The 21,215-nt window shown below is 64.0% G+C and carries 18 protein-coding genes; 7 read left to right on the top strand and 11 right to left on the bottom strand.

Annotated features, from left to right (window positions below):
• Positions 1 to 64: 64 nt before the first annotated feature.
• Together BCCGELA001_RS12090 and BCCGELA001_RS37005 are read right to left on the bottom strand one after the other, a co-directional pair.
• A complete protein-coding gene (locus BCCGELA001_RS12090; RefSeq protein ID WP_060735384.1) occupies positions 65 to 1,270 on the bottom strand; it encodes a M20/M25/M40 family metallo-hydrolase in 1,206 nt (401 codons plus the stop codon).
• Between the two features lie 188 nt (positions 1,271 to 1,458).
• A complete protein-coding gene (locus tag BCCGELA001_RS37005; RefSeq protein ID WP_144441265.1) occupies positions 1,459 to 1,740 on the bottom strand; it encodes a hypothetical protein in 282 nt (93 codons plus the stop codon).
• Between the two features lie 352 nt (positions 1,741 to 2,092).
• On the opposite strand from BCCGELA001_RS37005, the gene BCCGELA001_RS12095 reads away from it, so the two are divergent.
• Complete coding sequence (locus BCCGELA001_RS12095; protein WP_008550815.1) at positions 2,093 to 3,331, top strand: efflux RND transporter periplasmic adaptor subunit; 1,239 nt, start codon at positions 2,093 to 2,095, stop codon at positions 3,329 to 3,331.
• A gap of 1 nt (position 3,332) precedes the next feature.
• Positions 3,333 to 6,515, top strand: a complete 3,183-nt coding sequence (locus BCCGELA001_RS12100) for an efflux RND transporter permease subunit (RefSeq protein WP_008550813.1) — start codon at positions 3,333 to 3,335, stop codon at positions 6,513 to 6,515.
• 157 nt (positions 6,516 to 6,672) lie between these two features.
• Here the strand turns inward: BCCGELA001_RS12100 and BCCGELA001_RS12105 are convergent, their stop codons facing one another.
• Both BCCGELA001_RS12105 and BCCGELA001_RS12110 read right to left on the bottom strand, forming a co-directional pair.
• Entirely contained in the window at positions 6,673 to 7,920 is a 1,248-nt protein-coding gene (locus BCCGELA001_RS12105; protein ID WP_008550811.1) for an MFS transporter, read from the bottom strand.
• A gap of 106 nt (positions 7,921 to 8,026) precedes the next feature.
• The gene (locus tag BCCGELA001_RS12110; RefSeq protein ID WP_060735385.1) at positions 8,027 to 9,544 is read right to left on the bottom strand and encodes a CYTH and CHAD domain-containing protein; all 1,518 of its coding nucleotides are present in this window, start codon (positions 9,542 to 9,544) and stop codon (positions 8,027 to 8,029) included.
• Between the two features lie 168 nt (positions 9,545 to 9,712).
• On the opposite strand from BCCGELA001_RS12110, the gene BCCGELA001_RS39270 reads away from it, so the two are divergent.
• Positions 9,713 to 9,847, top strand: coding sequence for a hypothetical protein (locus tag BCCGELA001_RS39270; RefSeq protein WP_257721959.1), 135 nt, complete (start codon positions 9,713 to 9,715; stop codon positions 9,845 to 9,847).
• 289 nt (positions 9,848 to 10,136) lie between these two features.
• On the opposite strand, the gene BCCGELA001_RS39340 is transcribed toward BCCGELA001_RS39270, so the two are convergent.
• The gene (locus tag BCCGELA001_RS39340; protein ID WP_008550806.1) at positions 10,137 to 10,406 is read right to left on the bottom strand and encodes an HGGxSTG domain-containing protein; all 270 of its coding nucleotides are present in this window, start codon (positions 10,404 to 10,406) and stop codon (positions 10,137 to 10,139) included.
• The gene (locus BCCGELA001_RS12120; protein WP_236840863.1) at positions 10,403 to 11,059 is read right to left on the bottom strand and encodes a hypothetical protein; all 657 of its coding nucleotides are present in this window, start codon (positions 11,057 to 11,059) and stop codon (positions 10,403 to 10,405) included. Before BCCGELA001_RS12120 ends, BCCGELA001_RS39340 begins: the two co-directional genes overlap by 4 nt.
• A gap of 418 nt (positions 11,060 to 11,477) precedes the next feature.
• On the opposite strand from BCCGELA001_RS12120, the gene BCCGELA001_RS12125 reads away from it, so the two are divergent.
• Positions 11,478 to 12,452: a Bug family tripartite tricarboxylate transporter substrate binding protein gene (locus tag BCCGELA001_RS12125; protein ID WP_008550794.1), complete on the top strand. Its 975-nt coding sequence runs from the start codon at positions 11,478 to 11,480 to the stop codon at positions 12,450 to 12,452.
• 35 nt (positions 12,453 to 12,487) lie between these two features.
• On the opposite strand, the gene BCCGELA001_RS12130 is transcribed toward BCCGELA001_RS12125, so the two are convergent.
• Positions 12,488 to 12,949 carry an NUDIX domain-containing protein gene (locus BCCGELA001_RS12130; RefSeq protein ID WP_008550792.1) on the bottom strand — a complete coding sequence of 154 codons (462 nt, stop codon included), beginning with the start codon at positions 12,947 to 12,949 and terminating at the stop codon, positions 12,488 to 12,490.
• A gap of 104 nt (positions 12,950 to 13,053) precedes the next feature.
• On the opposite strand from BCCGELA001_RS12130, the gene BCCGELA001_RS12135 reads away from it, so the two are divergent.
• Complete coding sequence (locus BCCGELA001_RS12135; RefSeq protein WP_060735386.1) at positions 13,054 to 14,151, top strand: DUF1236 domain-containing protein; 1,098 nt, start codon at positions 13,054 to 13,056, stop codon at positions 14,149 to 14,151.
• 40 nt (positions 14,152 to 14,191) lie between these two features.
• Here BCCGELA001_RS12135 and BCCGELA001_RS12140 read toward each other — a convergent pair whose 3' ends face one another.
• Positions 14,192 to 15,154 (bottom strand): lytic transglycosylase domain-containing protein, encoded by a 963-nt coding sequence (locus BCCGELA001_RS12140; protein ID WP_008550778.1) that lies wholly within the window; start codon positions 15,152 to 15,154, stop codon positions 14,192 to 14,194.
• 184 nt (positions 15,155 to 15,338) lie between these two features.
• On the opposite strand from BCCGELA001_RS12140, the gene BCCGELA001_RS12145 reads away from it, so the two are divergent.
• Entirely contained in the window at positions 15,339 to 16,373 is a 1,035-nt protein-coding gene (locus BCCGELA001_RS12145) for a L,D-transpeptidase family protein (protein ID WP_060735387.1), read from the top strand.
• Between the two features lie 46 nt (positions 16,374 to 16,419).
• Here the strand turns inward: BCCGELA001_RS12145 and BCCGELA001_RS12150 are convergent, their stop codons facing one another.
• Both BCCGELA001_RS12150 and BCCGELA001_RS12155 read right to left on the bottom strand, forming a co-directional pair.
• On the bottom strand, positions 16,420 to 17,277 hold the full coding sequence (locus BCCGELA001_RS12150; RefSeq protein ID WP_060735388.1) for a VOC family protein: 858 nt from the start codon (positions 17,275 to 17,277) through the stop codon (positions 16,420 to 16,422).
• Between the two features lie 143 nt (positions 17,278 to 17,420).
• Entirely contained in the window at positions 17,421 to 18,611 is a 1,191-nt protein-coding gene (locus tag BCCGELA001_RS12155) for a urate hydroxylase PuuD (protein ID WP_060735389.1), read from the bottom strand.
• A gap of 227 nt (positions 18,612 to 18,838) precedes the next feature.
• Between BCCGELA001_RS12155 and BCCGELA001_RS12160 the strand changes: the two genes are divergently transcribed.
• Entirely contained in the window at positions 18,839 to 20,179 is a 1,341-nt protein-coding gene (locus tag BCCGELA001_RS12160) for a PQQ-dependent sugar dehydrogenase (protein ID WP_060735390.1), read from the top strand.
• An 18-nt stretch (positions 20,180 to 20,197) separates the two neighbouring features.
• Here the strand turns inward: BCCGELA001_RS12160 and BCCGELA001_RS12165 are convergent, their stop codons facing one another.
• Positions 20,198 to 20,998, bottom strand: a complete 801-nt coding sequence (locus BCCGELA001_RS12165; RefSeq protein WP_008550764.1) for an SDR family NAD(P)-dependent oxidoreductase — start codon at positions 20,996 to 20,998, stop codon at positions 20,198 to 20,200.
• Positions 20,999 to 21,215: the final 217 nt, after the last annotated feature.

The following is a 21,215-nucleotide window of genomic DNA, read 5'->3' on the forward strand; positions in this document are numbered from 1 at the left end:
TGCTGTTTTGTTGCAGGCTAGGACGATGCGCAGCGCCCGACAAGCGCGCGCCGCGCAAGGCACCTCACCGCATCGTCGCGAGCTGCACCGCCAGCGCACAGGCGCGGTCGTATTCGTCGAGGTTGATCCACTCGTCGATCGTGTGCGCCTCGTTCTGGCCGGCGCCGAAGGTCACCGTCGGAATGCCGTGGCGGACCATCCAATTGGCGTCGAGGCCGCCATTGGCGGCGCGCACGTTCGGAGTGCCGCCCACGGCAGACACCGCCTCGATCGCACGTTTGACCACGGGCAGGCTCTCCTTCATGCGGAACGGATAATAGTCGGTCTCGGCCTTGAACTTGACCTTGCCGGACTTGCCTTGCGCGTTGGTCACCTTCTTGGCCGCCTTCTCGAACGCGGCCTTGTAGGCCTTGGTGATCTCCTTGAAGAATTTTCCGTCATGGCTGCGGCTCTCGCCGCGCACATGCACGTAATCGGTGACCACATTGGTGGCATCGCCCGCCGGGCGGCCTTCGCCGCCGGTGACGGGGCCGACATTGCTGGTGCCTTGCCGCGCGCTCGCGCCCTTGCCCTTCACCACCTTGCCGAACCAGCCGCCGGCCTTCACCTCGGCGAGCGCGAGCGCCATGATCATGGTCGAGGAGATGCCGCGCTCGGGCGCGACGCCGGCATGCGAGGCGCGGCCGAAGATCTCGACGGTCCAGCGATCGGCGCCGACCGCGCCGATGACGACGTTGGAGGCCGAGCCGCCGTCATAGTTGAAGGCCATCACCGGCGAGCCGAGCTCGTCCAGCTTGACATGGCGCGCGCCGTAGAGCCCGCTCTCCTCGCGCACGCAGAACAGCAGCGTGATCGGCGGATGGTCGAGCTTCTGCTTTTCGAGCTCGGCGGCCAACGTCACCAGCACGCCGCAGCCGCAGCGATTGTCGCCGCCGAGCGCAGTCTTCGCTTCATTGACGATCTTGCGGCCGGATTTCTTCGGCTTGGCGCCGGCGCAGAGCGGCACGGTGTCCATATGGGTCATGAACATGATGCGCGGCTGGTTGTGCAGCGCGCCGCGGCCGGGCAGGTCGACGATGAGGTTGCCGGTCTCGGTCGGCACGGGAATGCGGCTGTTGGCATCGTCGAGCCGGATCGCCTTCGCCGGCACGCCGCTCTCCTTCAGCGCGGCCGTGAGCTCACGCCCGATCGCCGCCTCCTGTCCGGTGACGCCTTCCACGGACAGGAAGCGCATGAGGCGATCGGTGGCAGCTTTGGTGTCGACAGGCATGGATCTCATTTCCCTTGATGCGATGCCTGTCAGCATCCCCCGCCGCACCCCGTTATGCAAGCTCGCCCCGACGCATGAGCGACGGCGCTGCGTTGCCGGGCGCGCATGGTCCCGATGCGGCGACGGCTGTCGCGATCTGCCGGCGCAAGCGCGTACCCGGCGGCGCGAATCGGTTGCTTCTGCGCTTTCTAATTTCTGCATTCCAAATTGTGTGAGCACACGTTCGATTGCTCGAGTTTGGAGAAATTTTCGGTCGCGACGAATACGAGAAACCCGAGCAGCACCATTGCGGCGATGTTCAAGCGCATGCTGGGGCCATTCGCAGCGCGGCGATCTTTCTCGAACTTCGAGAGATCGAGCATCCGAAGAACGTCGTCGGGCCGCACATCATCGGCCGGAGCTCCGCCGGTCTCTGATCGTTTTCGAAACGGTATGACATTTCCAAGATGGTCAGGCCGATCGGCTTTCATCTTGCGCCTCAAACAACAGTTCGCGTCGCCATCAAGATTTTGATGATAGGCCCGGCTCTTGCTGGACGTTCCCAGAAATTCTCGGCTGCTGGCGCAATTCAGCGTGATGCCGCGGAGATCGTTGGCGCGCCCCGAGCATATTGTTTCTGTCTGTTGCTCGCCTCCGTTAAATGTCTTCGCCTTCGCGGAAGATCAGCGTGCTCGAATGATCGGCGCTCGAATTTGCGCACGAGCGAACATGACGGTTTGTACAGAATGTCGCACGCAATCGTTATTTTGAGGCCGAGATGTTGTCCGCGATACTTTCCATTCAAAGCAGCGGGTTGATGTGAAATCGGGCACGAAGAGTTAGATGGCGATCAATCTGACAAGGCGACCGAAGCTCGGCGCTACGCTGTTTGGAATCTTTGCACTGGCCGCGGTGGCCTTTGGCTTGTGGTCCGAGCTCCTCGGCAGCGTCAAGCCGGTCGAAGCGGCCGCTCAAAGCGCTTCCAGTCAGGCTGCTGTCAGGATTCCCGTGACCTCTTTCGAGGTGAAGAAGAGCGACTTTCCTGTGCACATCTACGGTCTTGGGGTCGTCTCACCGTTCAAGACGGTGACGGTCAGAAGCCGTGTCGATGGTCAGATCACGAAGGTGTTCTTCAAGCAGGGACAGATGGTGAGGGAGGGCGATCCGCTTCTGCAGATCGATCAACGCCCTTTCACCGCGGCTCTGGAGCAGGCCGTAGCGAAGAAGGCACAAGACGAGGCCAGCCTGAGGAACGACCAGTTGAACCTGGAGCGATTTCAGAAGCTCGCGAAACAACAATTCGAGACCCAGCAAAATCTCGATACCCAGCAGGCGCTGGTCGATCAGATGACCGCGCAGGTGAAGGGCGACCAGGCCGCCATCGACAACGCGCAGACCAATCTCGGTTACACCTCCATCAAGGCGCCGATCAGCGGACGCATGGGCTTCCGGCTGGTCGATCCCGGCAACATCGTGCATGCGGCGGATACGACGGGCATCGTCACCATCGCCCAGCTGCAGCCGATCGCCGTGCAGTTCACGGAACCGGAAGACCAGTTGCAGGCCATCGCCAAGGCCTTTGAAGCCGGCGAGGTGCCCGTCGAGGCGCTGTCATCGGACGGAGCGCGGACATTGTCGCACGGCAGGCTCGCGATCATGGACAATTCGGTGAACCAGGCGACCGGGACCATCGGTCTGAAAGCGCGTTTCGACAACAAGGACAACGCGCTGTGGCCCGGCCTGTCCGTCAACACGCGGATGCTGGTCGACACGCTCAAGCAGGTCGTCGTCGTGCCGCAGGACGGCGTGCAGCACGGGCCGTCCGGCCTGTTCGCATATGTGATCGGCGACAATGGCAAGGTCAGCGTCAGGCCGATCAAGGTCGGTGAGAGCGGCGATGCGAATGCCGTGGTGGCCGAAGGCTTGAACGTTGGCGACAGGATCGTGGTGGCCGGGCAGTCGCGCTTGTTCGAAGGCGCCCTGGTGGACGAAAAGCCGCTGGTCGCTGCGGCCGCGCCGATGACGGATGCGAGCGCCGCCGCAAACCAGGCCGAGGTCGGCAAGGCCGGATCGGCTGACTGACATGGCTGGCGGCATCTCGGCTCCCTTCATTCGCCTGCCCATCGCGACGTCGCTGCTGATGGTCGGAATCCTCTTCGTCGGGATCATCGCCTATCCGCAATTGCCGGTGGCGCCGCTGCCGGAAGTCGACTTCCCCACCATCCAGGTCTCGGCCAGTCTTCCCGGCGCGGATCCCGAGACCATGGCGTCCTCGGTGGCGCAACCACTCGAATCGCAGTTCGCGTTGATACCCGGCGTCTCGGAGATGACGTCGTCGAGCCAGACCAGCTCGACCCAGATCGTCCTGCAGTTCGATCTGTCGCGCAACATCGACGGTGCCGGGTCCGACGTGCTTGCCGCAATCAATGCCGCGAGCGGGCAGTTGCCCAGGACGATGCCCAGCACCCCGACCTACAGGAAGGTCAATCCGGCGGACTCGCCCATTCTCCTGCTTGGCGCCACTTCGAAGACGCTGCCGATGACCCAGGTGTCGGACGAAGCCTACACCAAGCTCGCGCAAGCAATCAGCCACATCAGCGGGGTTGGCCAGGTCAGTGTCGGTGGGCAGCAGGCGCCGTCGATCCGGGTCCAGATCGATCCCGCCAAGCTGGTCGCCAAAGGCCTGTCGCTGGAGGACATCCGCACCCCGCTCTCGGTGATATCGGTCAACAATCCCAAGGGCACTCTCAACGGAGACACCCGCACATACACTGTCTACGCCAATGACCAGTTCACCAAGGCCGAGGCCTGGAACGACATCGTCATTGCTTATCGCAACGGCAGTCCCGTCCGCGTCGGCGACATCGGCCATGCCGTCAGTGCGCCGCTGGACAATACCCAGTACGGCTGGGCCGACGGCAAGCCCGGCGTCTTTCTGGTCATCTTCAAGCAGCCGGGCGCCAACGTCATCGACACCGTCGACAATGTGATGAAGCAGCTGCCGCACCTGAAGGCGGGCATTTCGCCTGCCATCGACATCCAGGTGTTGTCGGACCGCACGCAGACCATCCGTGCGGCGGTGAAGGACGTGCAGTTCACCCTGCTCCTGACGATCGGCCTCGTCGTGATGGTGATCTTCGTTTTCCTTCGCAGCGTGTGGGCCACCATCATTCCGTCGATCACGGTGCCGCTCGCGCTGCTCGGCGCCTGCGCACTGATGTGGATGGCCGGCTACAGCCTCGACAATCTGTCACTGATGGCCCTCACCATCGCGGTCGGCTTCGTGGTCGACGATGCCATCGTGATGCTCGAGAACATCTCCCGGTATATCGAAGAAGGCGAGACGCCGATGGCCGCCGCGGTCAAGGGCGCGGGCGAAATCGGGTTCACGATCATCTCGATCTCCGTCTCGCTGATTGCGGTCCTTATTCCGTTGCTGCTGATGGGCGGCATCATCGGCCGTCTGTTCCGGGAGTTTTCGGTGACGCTCGCGATGACGATCGTCGTGTCGGCCTTTGTGTCGTTGACGCTGACGCCGATGATGGCCTCGCGCTTCCTCAAATCGCACGACGAGGAGCATCACGGCAGGCTCTATATGCTCAGCGAGCGGATGTTCCAGGGCCTGGTGGACGGCTATGAACGCGGCCTCGACCTCGTGCTGCGCTTTCGCTTCGCCACCCTGATGGTGTTCTTCGCGACGATAGCCCTGACCGTCTACCTGTTCGTGATCATCCCCAAGGGATTCTTTCCGCAGCAGGATACCGGGCTGATCACCGGGATCGTCGAAACGTCGCAGGACGTGTCGGTCGCGGACATGGCGAAACACATGCAGGAGATGGGAGCGATCGTGCTGAAGGATCCGGCGATCGACCACATGGCCATGCGCATGGGCGGCAGCGGAAATACGCTCAACGACGGCAACATGTATATCACGTTGAAGCCGCGCGATGAGCGTGACGCGTCGGCCGACCAGGTCATCCGTCGCCTGCAGGTGCAGACGGCTAAGGTTCAGGGCGCACGTCTTTATCTACAGTCGGCACAGGACGTTCGCGTCGGCGGCCGGGCCTCCCGCACGCAGTTTCAGTTCACCCTGCAGTCGACCGACATGGACCAGCTGAGCACATGGGCCCCCAGGCTGCTCGACAAGATGAAGCAGATGCCCGAATTGCGCGACGTCGCTTCGGATCAGCAGGCGTCGGGCACCACGCTGACGCTGACGATCGACCGCAATCAGGCCGCGCGTTTCGGGATCACCCCCGACGTCATCGACGCGACGCTGTATGATGCATTCGGGCAGCGGGAAATCGCGACCTATTCGACGCAACTGTCCACCTATTACGTCGTCCTCGAGGTGCTGCCCTCGCTGCAGAAGAATCCGTCTACGCTGGAGCAGATCTATCTGCGTTCCCCGACGACGGGCGGTGAGGTGCCGTTGTCGGCGTTCGCGAAGTGGACCACGGCCCCGGTGCGGCCCCTGGCCATCAATCATCAGGGCCAGTGTCCGGCGGTGACGATCTCCTTCAACCTCGCTCCCAATGTCGCCCTGGGCGAGGCGACGCAGGCGATCGACGCGATGGAAAGGCAGATGAACGTGCCGGCTGCCGTCACGTCCACGTTCCAGGGAACGGCAAAGGCGTTCCAGGAGTCTCTCTCCTCGGTGCCGCTCTTGATCGTGGCGGCACTGATCGTGGTGTATCTCATCCTCGGCGTGCTCTACGAGAGCTACATCCATCCTCTGACGATCCTGTCGACCCTGCCGTCAGCCGGTGTCGGCGCTTTGGCGACGCTCCTCATTTTCCACTTCGACTTCAGCCTGATCGGGTTGATCGGGCTGGTTCTGCTGATTGGCATCGTCAAGAAAAACGGCATCATGCTGGTCGACTTTGCGATCGTGGCGGAACGGGATCAGGGCATGTCGCCGGTCGAAGCCATTCGCCGGGCATGCTTGCTGCGCTTCCGTCCGATTCTGATGACCACGATGGCGGCGGTGCTGGGGGGCGTGCCGCTGATGCTGGGCCACGGGACCGGCTCGGAGCTCCGTCAACCGCTCGGCTACGCCATGGTCGGTGGTCTCTTGGTCAGCCAGGTCCTGACGCTTTTCACCACGCCGGTGGTCTATCTTTATCTCGACCGCGTCTCGCAATGGCTCAGTCCGGGTCGACACGCGGAAGGCGATCGTCAAGACGAGGGTGTCGTCGACAGCGGTGAACTGGACGTGGTCGACAGGATACCCCGGAAGACATCCAAGGTTCTTGCAGCGCAGTGACCGTTCATAGTCCCCGCCAGGGCTGCGATGCGGTCATGGCCGCTGAACTGCTGCCGATGACGGCCCGCTTCGACCCGCGGATTTCGGAATGGTGCCGGCGCCGTCCCTTGCCCGGCGGTGGCGGCGTGATTCCCTTGGCGAGGCGGAACGCGCCACCCTAGGGGCTGGGCGAGGTATAAGCCAAAAAGATCAGCACGCCGAGGGCCAGCATCGCAGCCATGAACAGCAGCACCGCCGGCAGCCCCGCGAGTGCCGCCACCGCGCCGGTCACCGACTGCATCAAGGCCGCGCCGAGAAAGAAGGCGAGGTTCACCGCCGCAAGCGCCTTGCCCGCGGTCTGCGCATCGACCAGCTGCCGGGACATGCCGAAGATCAGCGGCTGGGCGGAGGTCGCAAGGCCGATTAGCACGAACATCACGAGGTCGTATTGCGGCGGCATCACCGAGAAGCCGAACAGCATGGAGACGGCGTAGCCCGGCGCGCCCAGCGCCATCAGCGCCAGGAACAGCGCCCCGACCATGTGCGTGGCGGCCACCAGCGCGCGGCGGCGGCCGAGCCTGCGGTCGATGATGCCGATGCACAGGGGACCTGCGATCATCGCGAGCGTGAAGGCGCCGAGCTGGTTGCCGGCCTCGACCCGCGACAATCCCTTGATCTCCATTAGCCATGGCCCGCCCCACAGGCCGCGCAGCACCAGCGAGGTCGCCAGCGACACCAGCGCGAGCGCGATCAAGCCGCGCAAGGGCCGCGACAGGCCGAGCCTGAGCACTTCGATCATCTGCGACAACGGCGAGGAGTCGTCCTTGTGCTCGGCCGCCTGGTGCGGCACCAGCGCGAACACCGCGAGCGCAACCGCGACGCCGCCGGCCGCGGAGAGCCAGAACCCTGCGCGCCAGCCCCAGGCGTCGACCACGAAAGCGAGCGGGCTCGACGACAGCAGCATGCCGATATTGCCGATCGAGAGGATCGCGCCCGACCACAGGCCGAACCGCGCTGCCGACAATTGCTTGGCCGCCAGCGTCATCGGGCACATCAGCATGCCCGAGGTGGCGACGCCGAGCAGCACCTGCCCGAGCGCAAAGCTGGCGGGGCCGCTTGCAAACCCCGACGCGATGGCCCCGATCACGGTTCCCGCGAGCAGGCTGAGCGACACCGGGCGCACGCCAAAACGATCCATCGCCGCGCCGACCGGGATCTGAGCTGCGGCGAAGGCAAAGGGATAGACCGAGGTGAGGCTGGCGAGGGCCTGCGGCTCCATGTGGAAGTCCGCGGCCATCAGATCGAGGCTGACCGCGGGAATCGTGCGCAGCAAGGTCGAGAGCATGTGCCCGCAGGCCAGCGCAAGCAGCGCAAAGATCAGCGCGCGGGTGGCGTGTCCCGCTTCATCCGTGGTAGCGGCCGTCATGAGCGTCCCGTCCCGAGAAGGTTTGGATCGGCCTACATGATCGCGGGCCGGGCGCCAATGACCGCAGCGGGACCCCCTCATTCCGGAATGGGGCTACTTCGCTCTCCTAGGCTCCCCCGTTCGGCACCGCGCGCAACCGGCGCAACCGGTGCAGCGCCTTTGCTGCGTCCTTCATCAGGCCGTCGGCGGCCTTGCGTTCCTGGCCGACGATGACGCCCGATGCGAAAGCCTGGGCGCGGCGGTGGGCGGGCGGCGCCGTCAGCGCAGCCTCCGTGGCCAGCTCGCGGTGCGACATGAAGTCGTTCAGCTTTCCCAGCGCGGATTGGATCCGCTTCAGCCGGCCGGAGAGGGCTGCAAGCTCCTTCCGGCCGTCGTCGCCGTAGAGGCTCTTGAAGAAGTCGACGGCATAGCGAATCTTCTTGATCTTGATCCGCAGCTTGTGGCGCTCAATCGGCTTGAGGTCGTTCAGGTGCTTGCCCTGCTTGCGCGCTTTTCTGATGCGCCGATCGAGCATGTCAGCAGCATAGGCGGCGATCGTGCGGCCGTTCCGGGCATGAGGTCGTCCGCCTTCGATCCACTCGATCATGTCGATCAGCAGCCGGCGGTAACGCGCCGACATGATCGCCTCGCGTGCACGCTCGAATGCCGCGCTGCGTTGCCCCGAAAACCTCTTGCGGATCGCGCGGGCACCGCGCTTCGGCACGCCCTGCGCGGTGATCGGCTGGATGCTCTCCGTCAGGAACACGTCGATTTCTCGCGCTCGCGCCAGTTCGCCCGTGAGCCATTTCAGCTCGGCCTTGACCCGCGCGGTACTCGCCCGCGGCAGGATATCGGCGAACAGCGAAATGGCCGCACGCAGGCGCCGTAGGCCGACGCGCATCTGATGAACGCCTTCGGCGTCCATGTCGCGCACCGGATCGGCATTCGTCGCGACGTGCCGGAACGTCGCATGCGCGATGAGGCGGAACGCCTCGTGTGGCGAGAGCTCGGCCTTCAGCGCGATTGGCTCGGCATGCTGCGCGCCGGCGGCGCCGGCGACGAGCAGATAGCCCTGCTCGGCCTTCGAGCGCAGATCGAGCTCTGCCCCCGTTTTGCGCACGAGATCGCGTGCAAGCCGGAACAGGTCTGCAACATGTCCGGACTTCAGTTCCAGCTCCAGCTCGGCGACGGCCCGCGTCCGTCGCCCGGCGCTGATGCGGCCCCGGTCGACCGCAAGTTCGATCTGGCTCTTCCGGACGCGTCGTGCCTGCGCCGTGCGATGGATGTCGGTCTGAAACACAGGCCTCAGCTTGCGAGGAAACTTTCGGGTCGCAAGGTCTCGCAGCGGCGTATGCTTCGTCTTCTTCAGGTCCGGCCGTGCACCGGAAACTTCGTGCTCCCATTCGCCGCGTGTCACACCGCCGGTGCCGCCTGATTTCACGGTCTGCACATAGCGGTCTTCGACCTTACGGACGCGCAGCGTCAGGCCATGGCGTCTGAGCTTGTGCTTGGTCGTATCGTAATAGGTCGAGATCAGCGACTGCCTGGACACGTCCGGACGCCGCCTGCTCGCGCCGCCGCTTAGCAATATTGACGATAATTTGCGTGGCGCAATGCGAAATTTGAGTTCCGTTTCTGTGGTCATGGCGAACTCTTTCGGTTGCCGAATTCAATGAGACGCCGTCACCGGAAGTTCCGATGTCGTGAATACGTCAGCTCGACTGTCCTCGGGTTGCAAGTCATGGAAACTTCACGGAACGCGGTGCAAGCGTGGCCGATTGATGAGCAGCACAGCACAAGCAAGGAGGCTCCCTTGAGCCGCATGAATGTCATTGCAGTTCTCGTCATCGCGCTGGTCCTCGCCGGCGCCGCTGCGCTCTATCGGCTGGACAACAGCGATGGGGGGCGGACCAGCCGGGCGGATTCGGCAAGGATTGCGTCGGATTGAGTAGGCACGGGCCGCGCCGGGCGTCGGCATGAAACCAATAGGCAAAGGAGAGCGTGATGAAGCCTGCGATCCATCCTGGCGATTTCCCGGTCGAAGCGAGCGAGACCACTGTCATGACCAACAACGGCAAGCCACTCGCAGACGCCGAAAGCACACCCGTGGCTAAAGAGATCGCCGAACGTCTTAACGAGCAGGCCTATCGCGAGGAGCACGAGCGATGGTCGCCATGCAACGGGGGGTTGAACGGCGACCTCGCGACGGACGATCGTGACTTGGAGCACGCCGCGAGCTACTTCAACCCGTCCAGAAGCTTCCAGGATTCATCCAGCAAGTCCCGAATTTGCCGTCGCTCGGTGATCCGATCCTTGGCGAACATTCCATGCTTCCGCGCATTCTGGTTGCCGCGTGGCGCGCCTGATCGTCGGGCGCCGCCATGCATGCGGCAACGGGTCTTGCCGTGCAACGCTGGCGCGCGACAAATCGTGCCGCCGCGCGTTCGCGCACCGCAGCGCGGGCTCGACTGCATGGCATCGGTGTTACGGAAGTGATCGCTGCTCATGCGTCGGCGCCGTGTTCCACATGGAGCCCGTCGTTGCCGCGATGACTCTTGCGGTCTGCAGCAGCTTTGGCATCGGTCTCTGCCGCGCCGGTCTCCGCAACGATCATGTTGGCATGCTGAGTGACGTTGCCGACGATGGCGCGTCCGCCGTCCTGCACGGACAGGTTCTGCACCGTGATCGCGCGCGCGTCGTTGTTGCGGTGACGGCTCAGCGCCTCGACCTGAGCGGAGAAGGTGCGGGAGAGCCGCGTCAATGCGCGCGTGAGGCTTTCCTGCTGCAGCGGATCGTCGGTGCAGGCGAGCCGACAGGCGCAGCGCATGGCCGCCACATGGATGGAGACCATCTGAGACACCAGCATGGCCTCGATGGAATCCTTCGGCGCGATGCTCCCGATCATCGAGATCATGAAGGCGAGATTGGCTTCATCGGGCTTCTGCGCGACCGCGCTCGCCTTGGCCAATTGCCTCAGCATGCCGTGCAGGGCGTCGCGATCGGCGGCACCGAGCGCCGCCGCCAGCAGCTGCTCGGCGCTTTGCGGGTCGGCATGGCTGATCGCGATGCGATGCTTGTAGAGTTTTACCCGTGGGCGCGCGGCGGGAAGGCTGTCGGCCGCAAGCGGCGAGGTGATTTGGCGGTTCGGAGATGTCGTCATGGCTCTTGTCCTTTGCAGGCGCAGGCGTGCGAACGAGCCTTCGCCCGTCGCGCGCGAATGCGAATTTCGGATATTGATGGAGGGGTTACGCGCACCAGGCCGAGGCATCCGCGGGCCGGGCGGCGGGGACGCAGGCGCTTGTTGCGATGGTGGCATTATGCCCCTGTATTGCCCGACGAGTCAAATTTGGTTCGTCGTATCCGAAAGACTCGCAAGTCATTGATTCGACAGTGGTCGGCTACTGTGCATGGGGTTGTTTTCGCACTTCGTGTTTGAGAATTGCACTCTCGTGCCGCGCGGCGGAATGCGGGCACACAAACGCGATTGCGAATTTCGGCACGACCGCTATTCATGATCGTCGACGCGCCGCACCAACAAGCATGCACAGGCGGCGCGGTGAGGCCTGGGGAGGGAACGAATGCAACGAACGCTTCGCCTGCTGGCGATTGTCGCCGCCTTGTGCGTGACGACAGAGGCCCTCGCGCAGAAATATCCGGCGCGGCCGGCCAAGATCGTGGTCGGCTTCAGCGCGGGCGGCCCGGTCGACGTCGTCGCGCGCATCGTCGCTGATCGGCTCAGCAACAAGCTCGGCCAGCCCTTCGTGGTCGAGAACCGCGCCGGCGCCAACGGCATGATCGCAGCCGAGGGCGTGGCGCGTGCGGATGCGGACGGCTACACCATCCTCGCTTGCAACTCGTCGACGATCACGCTGAACAAGACGCTGTTCAAGGACATCCGCTACGATCCGCAAGTCGATTTTGCGCCGCTCACCACAGTCGTGTCGGCGCCGCTCGTCCTCGTCGTCAATCCCGAGAATCCCAAGACGGCGAACATCAAATCCGTCGCCGATCTCGTCGCCGCGGCGAAGGCCGCGCCGGGCGCGCTCGCTTACGGCTCGGGCGGCAACGGCAATCTCGCCCATCTCGCCATGGAGCTGCTCAGCCAGAAGGCCGGCATCAAGATGATCCACGTGCCCTATCGCGGCGGCTCGGCGGCCGAGGTTGGCATTCTCGCGCAGGAGGTGCTGGCGGTGTTCGATCCGCTCTCCGCCGTGCCGCTGGTCAAGGCCGGCAAGCTGCGCGCGCTCGCGGTGTCGTCGGCCGAGCGGCTGCCGGCGCTGCCCGACGTGCCGACGGTGGCGGAAGCCGGCTATCCGGGCTTCGACATCTCGTTCTGGGTCGGCTTCTTCATGCCGAAGGCAACGCCCGCGCCGATCCTGGAGACACTGCACCGGGAGATCGTCGCGGCCGCCAAGGATCCGGCTGCCGAGGAGAAGCTCGGCTCGCAAGGCGTCGTCTCGGTGCTCGGTCCCACTGAGTACGCCGCCAAGATCGCCAAGGAGACCAAGGATCTCGCCGATGTCGTGGCCGCGGCGAACATCAAGGCGGAGTGAGGCGAGGGCGGCGAGCGCAGGCCGGAACGACGTTCCTATTCATCGCCGATTATCTGCGCCAGCCGATCGAGCAGCGGGCGCTGTCCGGCGTTGATCTTCTTCCGTGCCTCGTCGAGCGTGAACCATTCGGCCCGGTCGACCTCCGGGAAAACCTGCCGCTTGCCGTTGCGTGGCGGCCATTCCATCTCGAATGTGTTGCTGCGAATGCTGCTCGTGTCGATGTCGAATTCGGCGGCAAACGCGGTAACGCGCTTGCCTCCGCGCTGCTTGATTTGATCCAGCGCCATCAGCGGCACGGTCAGCTCGAGCCCAAGCTCTTCGGCAAACTCTCGCCGCGCGGCGATCTCCGCATCTTCCTCATCCGCATACTCGCCCTTCGGGATCGACCAGGCGCCGAGATCCTTGGTGCGCCAGAACGGCCCCCCGGGATGAACCAGGAGAACCTCGAGCCTTTTCCGCTTCCGATAGGCGAGGATCCCGGCACTCTTCGATGGCATCGCAAGTTCCCTGCAGAAGCGGTCCGCCCTCTCGGGAAAAAGTGGAACTTGGCGTTTTAGCGCAGGTTAGTAGCCAAGTTTCATTTGATGAAAGGGAGTGAACCATGATCCGCCTGTTGGCAACCACCGCATTAGGGCTGGTGCTGGCGAGCGCCGCTTATGCGCAATCGCCGAGCACGACGACCAAGCCCGAGCAGACCCCGCAATCCCAATCGAATTCCACAGCGCCTTCGACGGCATCGCCATCTGCCTCGCAGCAGACCACATCGCAGCCGCAGCAATCACCGGCGACGGGAACTTCGGCGCAGAATACGCAGAACACCGGGACCGCCAATTCCGGCTCCGGCACCTCCAACAATGCCGCGAACAGCTCGGACACATCTCGGCCGCAGAGCGGCACCGCTAGCTCGAACACCACCGGTAACCAACCCGCGACCCAGCAGAGCGCCAACCCGCCGCCCGCGAACACGAACCAGGCGCAGGATCGGTCCAATCCACCGCCGGCCAATAGCAATCAGGCCCAGCAGGCGCCCGCCGCATCCGGAACCAATCAGGCTCAGCAGGCGCCGACCAGCAACCAGGCGCAGGGTGAACGGTCCGGAGCCAACTCACAAGCAGCCGCACAAACCGACGTCAACCTCAACAAGCAGCAGGAGACCAGGATCAGCACCTCGATCTCGCGTCTGAACGTCCGGCCCGTGACCAATGTCAATTTCTCGTTGAATGTCGGCACGGTGGTGCCGCGCGACGTTCATCTGTCGACACTGCCGCCCGACGTCGTCGAGATCGTGCCGCAATATCGCGGCTACAGCTTTGCGCTGGTGAAGGATGAGATCGTCGTGGTCGATCCTGCGACGTACAAGATCGTGACGGTACTGCCCTATTCGGGACAGTCCACGGCAACGACGACGACCACGCGCGAGCGCAGCGCCAGCAAGTTCTCGGACCGCGATCGCGAAGCCATCCGCAAGCATGCGAAAACCCGCACCGAGGGGCGCAAGGAAGTGCGGACCACCGGCAGCACCGCGCGCAGTGAAATCCGCGTCGGTGACCGTCTTCCCGAAGGCGTCGAGGTCGAGGAATTCCCGACCACGGTCTACCGCGACGCGCCTGATCTGCGCGAGTATCGCTACATCCACCGCGACACCCGGACCTATGTCATCGAGCCGCGTGAGCGTCGCGTGATCGAGGAGATCGATTAGCAGCGGATATCGGAGCCGCCAGACCTGGCGGCTCCGAATGCTAACCCGACGGCCGTTCGCGCGAGGCGAGGCGAACAGCCCGGGCTTTCGCGCTCTTTCCGGCAGCGCGTGCCGCGATCATGCTGCGCGCCTTGCCGCTGGCGGCAGCATTCTTCCGAAGCAGCGATGCGAACCGCTTCCGCGCAGCGCTCGTCGTCGGGCGCGCGGCAAGCTGCTCGGACTTGCGGATGATGGTCACCACCGAAGGGGTCAGGTTGACCGGAACCCAGGCGACATCCTTGGCCTTCGAAAGACTGCCGATGCCTTCGCAAGGCGCTTCGCGCGGCAGGTCGATCCGGATCGCAAGCGCTTCGGCGCGTTCGGTCCAGTCCTCGGCCTGTGTGCCCGTGATGATGCGCACATAGTCGCGAGTCTCGCGCGGCAGTTCGCTCTGTTTGGCGAGCCACTTCTGGATGCGGCCGGGGCCGGCGTTGTAGGCGGCTGCGGCAAGGCCGAGATTGCCGAAATCGTCGCGCAGCTTGCGCAGGAATTTTGCCGATGCCGGCAGCGCCTTCATCGGATCGAAGGGATCGTCGAGCCCGACCTCGGCGGCGGTCTCCGGCATGAACTGCGCGACGCCCTGCGCGCCGGCGTGGCTGACTTCGTGGGATTTGAAGCGGCTCTCCTGCCAGATCAGGCGCGCGAAGAACGGCACCGGAATGCCGCTGGTCTCGGCGGCCTCGCGAAGCGCATGACAGAATTGCTCAATGGGTGACCTCTGCGCTTGCGTCACAGGCTGGATCTCCGGCGCCGGCTCGATCACCTGCTCATGCGCTGCACGAGCGTTGGCGACCTCGATGGCCTGCACACTGGCAAGGAAGAGTTCGACCACTGGAACCAGTGGCGAGACCTGAGTGTTCACAAGGACGGTGCGATCGACAATCGATGTTTGCCGGGACGCCGACGAATTCAGGTCGCACATCAGAATCAGAAACGCGGCGCAAGCCGCGACGACAAATCGCATTTGCTGGGGCAACCTCGAACTGTGGGGTGAACTGCCAGCGATGCGCCGGCGATAGGAAGCTGTTAACCGTCCGATTGCGGCAAAGCTGCGTTCTCGTCGGTTCCTTCGGTGTTACTACGGTGTTCCCAAGGAGAAACTGTCCGCGGTTTTGCGGGTCATCATTTGTGAATCGGGACGAACGATCATGATGCGATGGATGCTTGGCACGGTGATGTTGCTGTGGTTCGTCTGCCCGGTGCTCGCGGGCAATCTCGATGCGAACGCTGTCAATGATGCGGCGCGCTCCGAAAAGCCGCCGGCCACGGACAAGATCAGCGCACCCACGGCGAAGCTTCAGATCCTGCTCGACCGCGCGCAATTCTCCCCCGGTCAGATCGATGGCAAGTTCGGAGAAAACGCGCAGAAGGCATTGAAGGCGTTCGCCGAGCAGAACGGTCTCGGCTTCGACAAGACGATCGCCCCCGAACTCTGGGACAAGCTGAATGCTGCGAGCGAAGGGCCTGTCCTCGTCGACTACAAAATCACCGACGCAGATGTTAAGGGGCCATTTCTCAAGAAGCTGCCGACGAAGCTCGAGGACATGAAGTCGCTGGAGGCGCTGAGCTACACCAGTCCGCTCGAAGGGCTCGCGGAGAAATTCCACATGAGCGAGGAGCTGTTGAAGGCGCTCAATCCAAAGAAGGCTTTCGACAAGGCGGGCGAGACGATCATCGTGGCCAACATTCCGGCGCGACGGGAGCTTCCACGCATTGCGCGGGTGGAGATCGACAAAGCGAGCGAAACGCTCAAGGCGTTCGATGAGACCGGCCGGCTGATCGCTTATTATCCGGCGTCAGTCGGCAGTGCAGATCGTCCGACACCAACGGGGACACTGAAGGTCACTGCCGCCCACGAGCAGCCGACTTATCGCTACAATCCCGAGTACAAGTTCAAAGGCGTGAAATCCAAGAGACCCTTCGACATCAAGCCGGGGCCGAACAATCCGGTGGGATCGTACTGGATCGGCCTATCGGCGCAGGGCTACGGCATTCACGGAACGGCCGAGCCCGACAGGGTCAGCAAGTCGGCGTCTCACGGCTGCGTCAGGCTGACCAATTGGGACGCGCGTGTGCTCGGCGAGAACGTCAAGCGCGGCACGTCCGTGGTTTTCCTCGATGCATCGACCGATACGTCCTCAAGGCAGCAGGGCGCGCCCGCGGCGAAGCGCGCCTCGAACTAGTCCTTGCGCATCGGATCTCGTGACACGCGTCGAGTATCAAGTTGAGTCAGCCAGCAACGAAGGCGAGCAGGGTGCCATTGGCCTTGGCCGGCGGCACGCAGATCGCGTTCCCACTGCGCATGGCGACCGAACCGAGCGCCGTTTCGGTTGCTGCGAGATCGCCGCTGACCAGCACCAGCGCCGCGCCGCCGCGTTCGGAGAGGCCGGTCAGCGGCACGCCGGGATAGAGTCTGCCGAGCTGGTCCAGCGTCAGATAGACAAAGTCGGCGCGATCTCCGCCGGAAGGCACGGTGGCCGCGCCGTCCGCATCGGTCGTCGGCTCACGGTCGATCAGGCGTGCCAGATGCGCGGCTTCCTTCGCGGGCTCGGGCGTTGCGATCAGCGTCTGCCTGATCCGCTTCGCCGCATTGGCATGCCTCATCAGTTCGGGAATCCACACGGTCTCGCGGGTCTTGTGCTGGCAGGCGAAGATGCGCACGCCGCCCGGCGCTTCCGCGGTCGGCCACATGAAGGTGCGAAATTTTGCCGCCGAGACCCTGCCATCGGGCAGCGTCACAGGCCGCTCGAAATCGGTCGGGCCGATCGGCTCCAGGCCTCGTGCACGGATCTCCTCGGCGCCGGCGGCGGAATCGACTGCAGTGAAGGCGATGCGCTCGATGCCTTCACCGCGCTTGTCGAGGAAGGCGCGCGCGGGGGCATTGAGCTCGGTTGGGGCGAGCACGCCGAGCAGCTCCATATAGTCAGGGTCGAACATGATCGTGTAATTGCCCGTGCCCATGTGAACGCTGTGGGTGCCGCGCGGCGATAAGGTGAATCCGAGCTGCCGATAATTTTCGGCGGCCTTGTCGAGGTCCTTCACCATGACGACGGCGTGATCGATACCGATGACGTTCTTGAGGGCCACTGTTCTTTCCCCGATTGCAGATTGACCTTGAGCCGCGTTGACAGCCGACGGCCATGTCTACGCCGGATGGGCGGCCAAGTCATTTTCAATTCGGGGGAAGATGCGGAATTTCATTCCGCGCGACGCATCCTCGCGTGGCGCCGTCAACGCGCCCGCTCGATATAGGCGGCGAGGATGGCGCGCTCCTCGCTGGTCATCTCGGTGATGTTGCCCGGCGGCATGGCATTCGACCAGGCGGCGACACGGCCGATCAGGCGGATGTTGCGATGGATGTGCTCGGGCGCATCGAGCAGGATGCCCTTCGGCGCGGTGACGATGCCGGCCCAGACCGGCTCGGCGGCGTGGCACATGCTGCAGCGGGACATCACGATGTCCTCGACATTGGCAAGCGTCGGTGGTGCCGGCAGTGCGGCGGACTTGATCTCGCGCGGGCCGGCCGCGGAGAGGAAGAGGATCGCGATCACGCCGATGGCCGCGACGCCCCACACCCACCACGGCGATTTGCGGCCCGCGTGTCGCTCATTGAAGAAATGGCGGATCACCGGGCCGAGCGCCAGGACGATGGCGACGATGATCCAGTTGTAGCGCGTGGCGTAAAGCAGGGGATAGTGGTTGCTGATCATCAGCACGACCACGGGGAGCGTCAGATAATTGTTGTGGACCGAGCGCTCCTTGCTGGCCTTGCCGAGCTTCGGATCCGGCGCCTGTCCCGCGATCAGGCTGCCCACGATCTTCTTCTGGTTCGGGATGATGAGCGCGAAGACGTTGGCGACCATGATGGTGCCGATGATCGCGCCAATCTGGTTGAAAGCGCCGCGGCCGCTCAGCACATGGGTGAAGGCGTAGGTCAGCGCGACCAGGAACAAATAGCCGCCGATGGCGAACGGCAGCTCGCGCTGCGCCAGCCCGCTGCGGCAGGCGGCTTCATAGAGCAGCCAGGCCAGCGCGAGGCTGCAGAAGCTGAACAGGCCGGCCTGCAATGGCGAGAGGTCGAGGATGGATTTGTCGACCAGGAACAGATCGGCCTCGAGATAATACACCACCACCATCAGGGCGAAGCCGGACAGCCAGGTGGTGTAGGCCTCCCATTTGAACCAGGTCAGCTCGTCCGGCATCTGGGAAGGCGCGACCAGGTACTTCATGATCCGGTAGAAGCCGCCGCCATGGACCTGCCAGGCTTCGCCCTGGACGCCGTTGGGAAGGTCATTCTTGGGCCTGAGGCTCAGATCGAGGGCGATGAAATAGAAGGAGCTGCCGATCCAGGCGATCGCGGCAACCACGTGCAGCCAGCGGAGCAGCAGGCTCGCCCATTCCGATATGACGGATCCCCACATGATCTTCCCAACAGTCGCGACAGCGATGCCGCAGCTTTGATGACCGCAACTTCCGCCCTTACAATGTGTCGCACCTATCTGCGGTGTTTTCCAGTACGATGGAGCGAACCCGATGCACATCGTGCGGGCATGAGCTGACGTGGGATGCGGCAGGCCCGAGTTGCGGTAGAACGTTTGCAGATGATCGGCGTTGATGGTCGGCAGCTAGAGGTGGGAAGGAGGGCGACGTGAAGAGCAGGATTTCGTCCGCAGCGCCATCGGCAGTGGTGTTGGTCGCGATTGCGGCCGGCGCGCAGGCCGAACCGGTGTTGCAAGGCAGGGACGCCTATGGCGATTGGCGCGCGGACAAGCCCGGCACGGTCAGGTTGATCCGGCCGCAGGATCTGGTCAGGCCCGGCGCGACGCGGTCGGTCGCGAGCTCGTCGCGTGTGGTGCCGCGTCCGCCGAACGCGGAGCCTCAGGTGCCGGCCGGCTTCAAGATCGAGCTGTTCGCCGAAGGCCTGCGGGCGCCGCGTATCGTCCGCGTGGCTCCGAATGGCGATGTCTTCGTTGCGGAGACGCGGGCCGGCACCATTCGCGTACTTCGTGCAGGTGAGGGCAGCAAGGTCGCGAGCAACGAGGTATTTGCCAGCGGGCTACGGCAACCCTTCGGCATCGCCTTCTTCCCGAACGGCGACAATCCCCAATGGGTCTACGTCGCCAACACCGACAGCGTCGTCCGCTTTCCCTACCAGGCCGGCGATCTCAAGGCGCGCGGTAAAGGAGAGACGATCGTGGCGAGCCTGCCGCATGACGGCGGTCATTCCACCCGCGACATCGTCTTCACACCCGACAACAGGCGCATGCTGGTGTCGGTCGGCTCGCTCAGCAACGTCGCCGAGGGCATGGGCACGCCGCCGGGCGGATTGGAGGCGTGGTCGAAGGCGCAACCCCTCGGCGTCACATGGGCGAGCGAAACCGAGCGCGCCGCCGTGCTCGCTTTCACCCCCGACGGCAAGGAGCGTAAGATTTACGCCACCGGCATCCGCAATTGCGTTGGCCTCGCGATCCAACCGCAGAGCGGTGTGCCCTGGTGCTCGAACAATGAGCGCGACGGGCTTGGCGATGATCTCGTGCCCGACTTCGTGACCAGCGTGAAGGAGGGCGGCTTCTACGGCTGGCCCTGGTTCTATATCGGCAACAATGAAGACCCGCGCCATGCCGGCGCGCGGCCGGACCTTAAGGACAAGGTGACGGTTCCCGACGTGCTGATCCAGCCGCATTCGGCCTCGCTCGGCATGACCTTCTATCAAGGCGCGCAGTTTCCGCTTGAGTATCAGGGCGATGCTTTCGCCGCTCAGCACGGCTCCTGGAACAGGTCGAAGCGCACCGGCTACAAGCTGATCCGCATCCGAATGAAGGACGGCAAGCCGACCGGCGAGTATGAGGATTTCGTGACGGGGTTCGTAGTGAACGACAGCGAAGTGTGGGGCAGGCCGGTGGGCGTGGCGGTGGCGAAGGATGGATCGCTATTGGTGTCGGAGGACGGCAACGGCACGATCTGGCGGGTGACGCGCGCGGCGCGGTGAGCGAGAAGGAAGAGCGACCTATCCCCGTCTCACGCTGGCCCCGCCATCCACCGGCAGCGTCACGCCGGTGATGAAGTTCGCCTCGTCCGACGCCAGGAACAGCGCGGCATTCGCGACGTCCCATCCCGTGCCCATCTTCTTGCGCAGCGGCACCTTGCCGTCGCGCTCCGCTTCGACCTCGGCGCGGGTCTTGGACCATTCGCGGGCGCGGGTGTCGACGGCCATCGGCGTGTTCATTAGCCCGGGCAGGATGACGTTGGCGCGGATGCCGTATTCGGCGTTCTGGTAGGCGAGCTGTTCGGTGAAGGCGATCATCGCCGACTTGGTCGCCTTGTAGGCGACGTAAGGATAGGTCGTGATCGCCGCCATCGAGGAGATGTTGATGATGGCGCCGCTTCTCTGCGCGCGCATGATCGGGATCACCTCTTTCGCAGCGAGGATGCAGCTCTTGAGATTGATGGCGACGACGCGGTCGAACGCCTCCTCGGTCAGTTGCAGCAATTCGGCATCGCCGCCGGACAGGCTGACGCCGACATTGTTGTGCAGCACGTCGATCCGGCCCCAGCGCGACTGCGCATCCGCAACCATTGCCTTGATCTCGGCAGCTTTGGTCACGTCGGCCTCGAAAGCCGCGGCCGTGCCCTGCTTCGCCGTGATCATCGCGACCGTTTCCTGAGCCGATTCCAGCTGATGATCGACGCACAAGACTTTCGCCCCCTCGCGCGCGAAGGTGAGCGCCGTGGCGCGGCCGTTACCCATGCCTTCGCCGGGGCTTTGGCCGGCGCCGACCACGATCGCAACTTTGTCCTTGAGGCGCATCCCGGTTCACTCCCTGATATTTTCGTGCAGATTAGCAATCGCCCCATTCGGAGAGAAGGCCGCCAATCCTGCGTTCATGTCATTGAGATCACATGGAATTGCATGTTGCGGCTGCCCCATCGCACATGGCGGCCCTTTGCTGCCGAGGAACCGTTGCGTCGTCGCGGCGTTTGTCGCCGAGCCTTTCCCGCGCTAGGCTCTGTCCCCGGGGATTCCC

The sequence above is a fragment of the Bradyrhizobium sp. CCGE-LA001 genome (assembly GCF_000296215.2).
Taxonomy (GTDB): Bacteria; Pseudomonadota; Alphaproteobacteria; order Rhizobiales; family Xanthobacteraceae; genus Bradyrhizobium.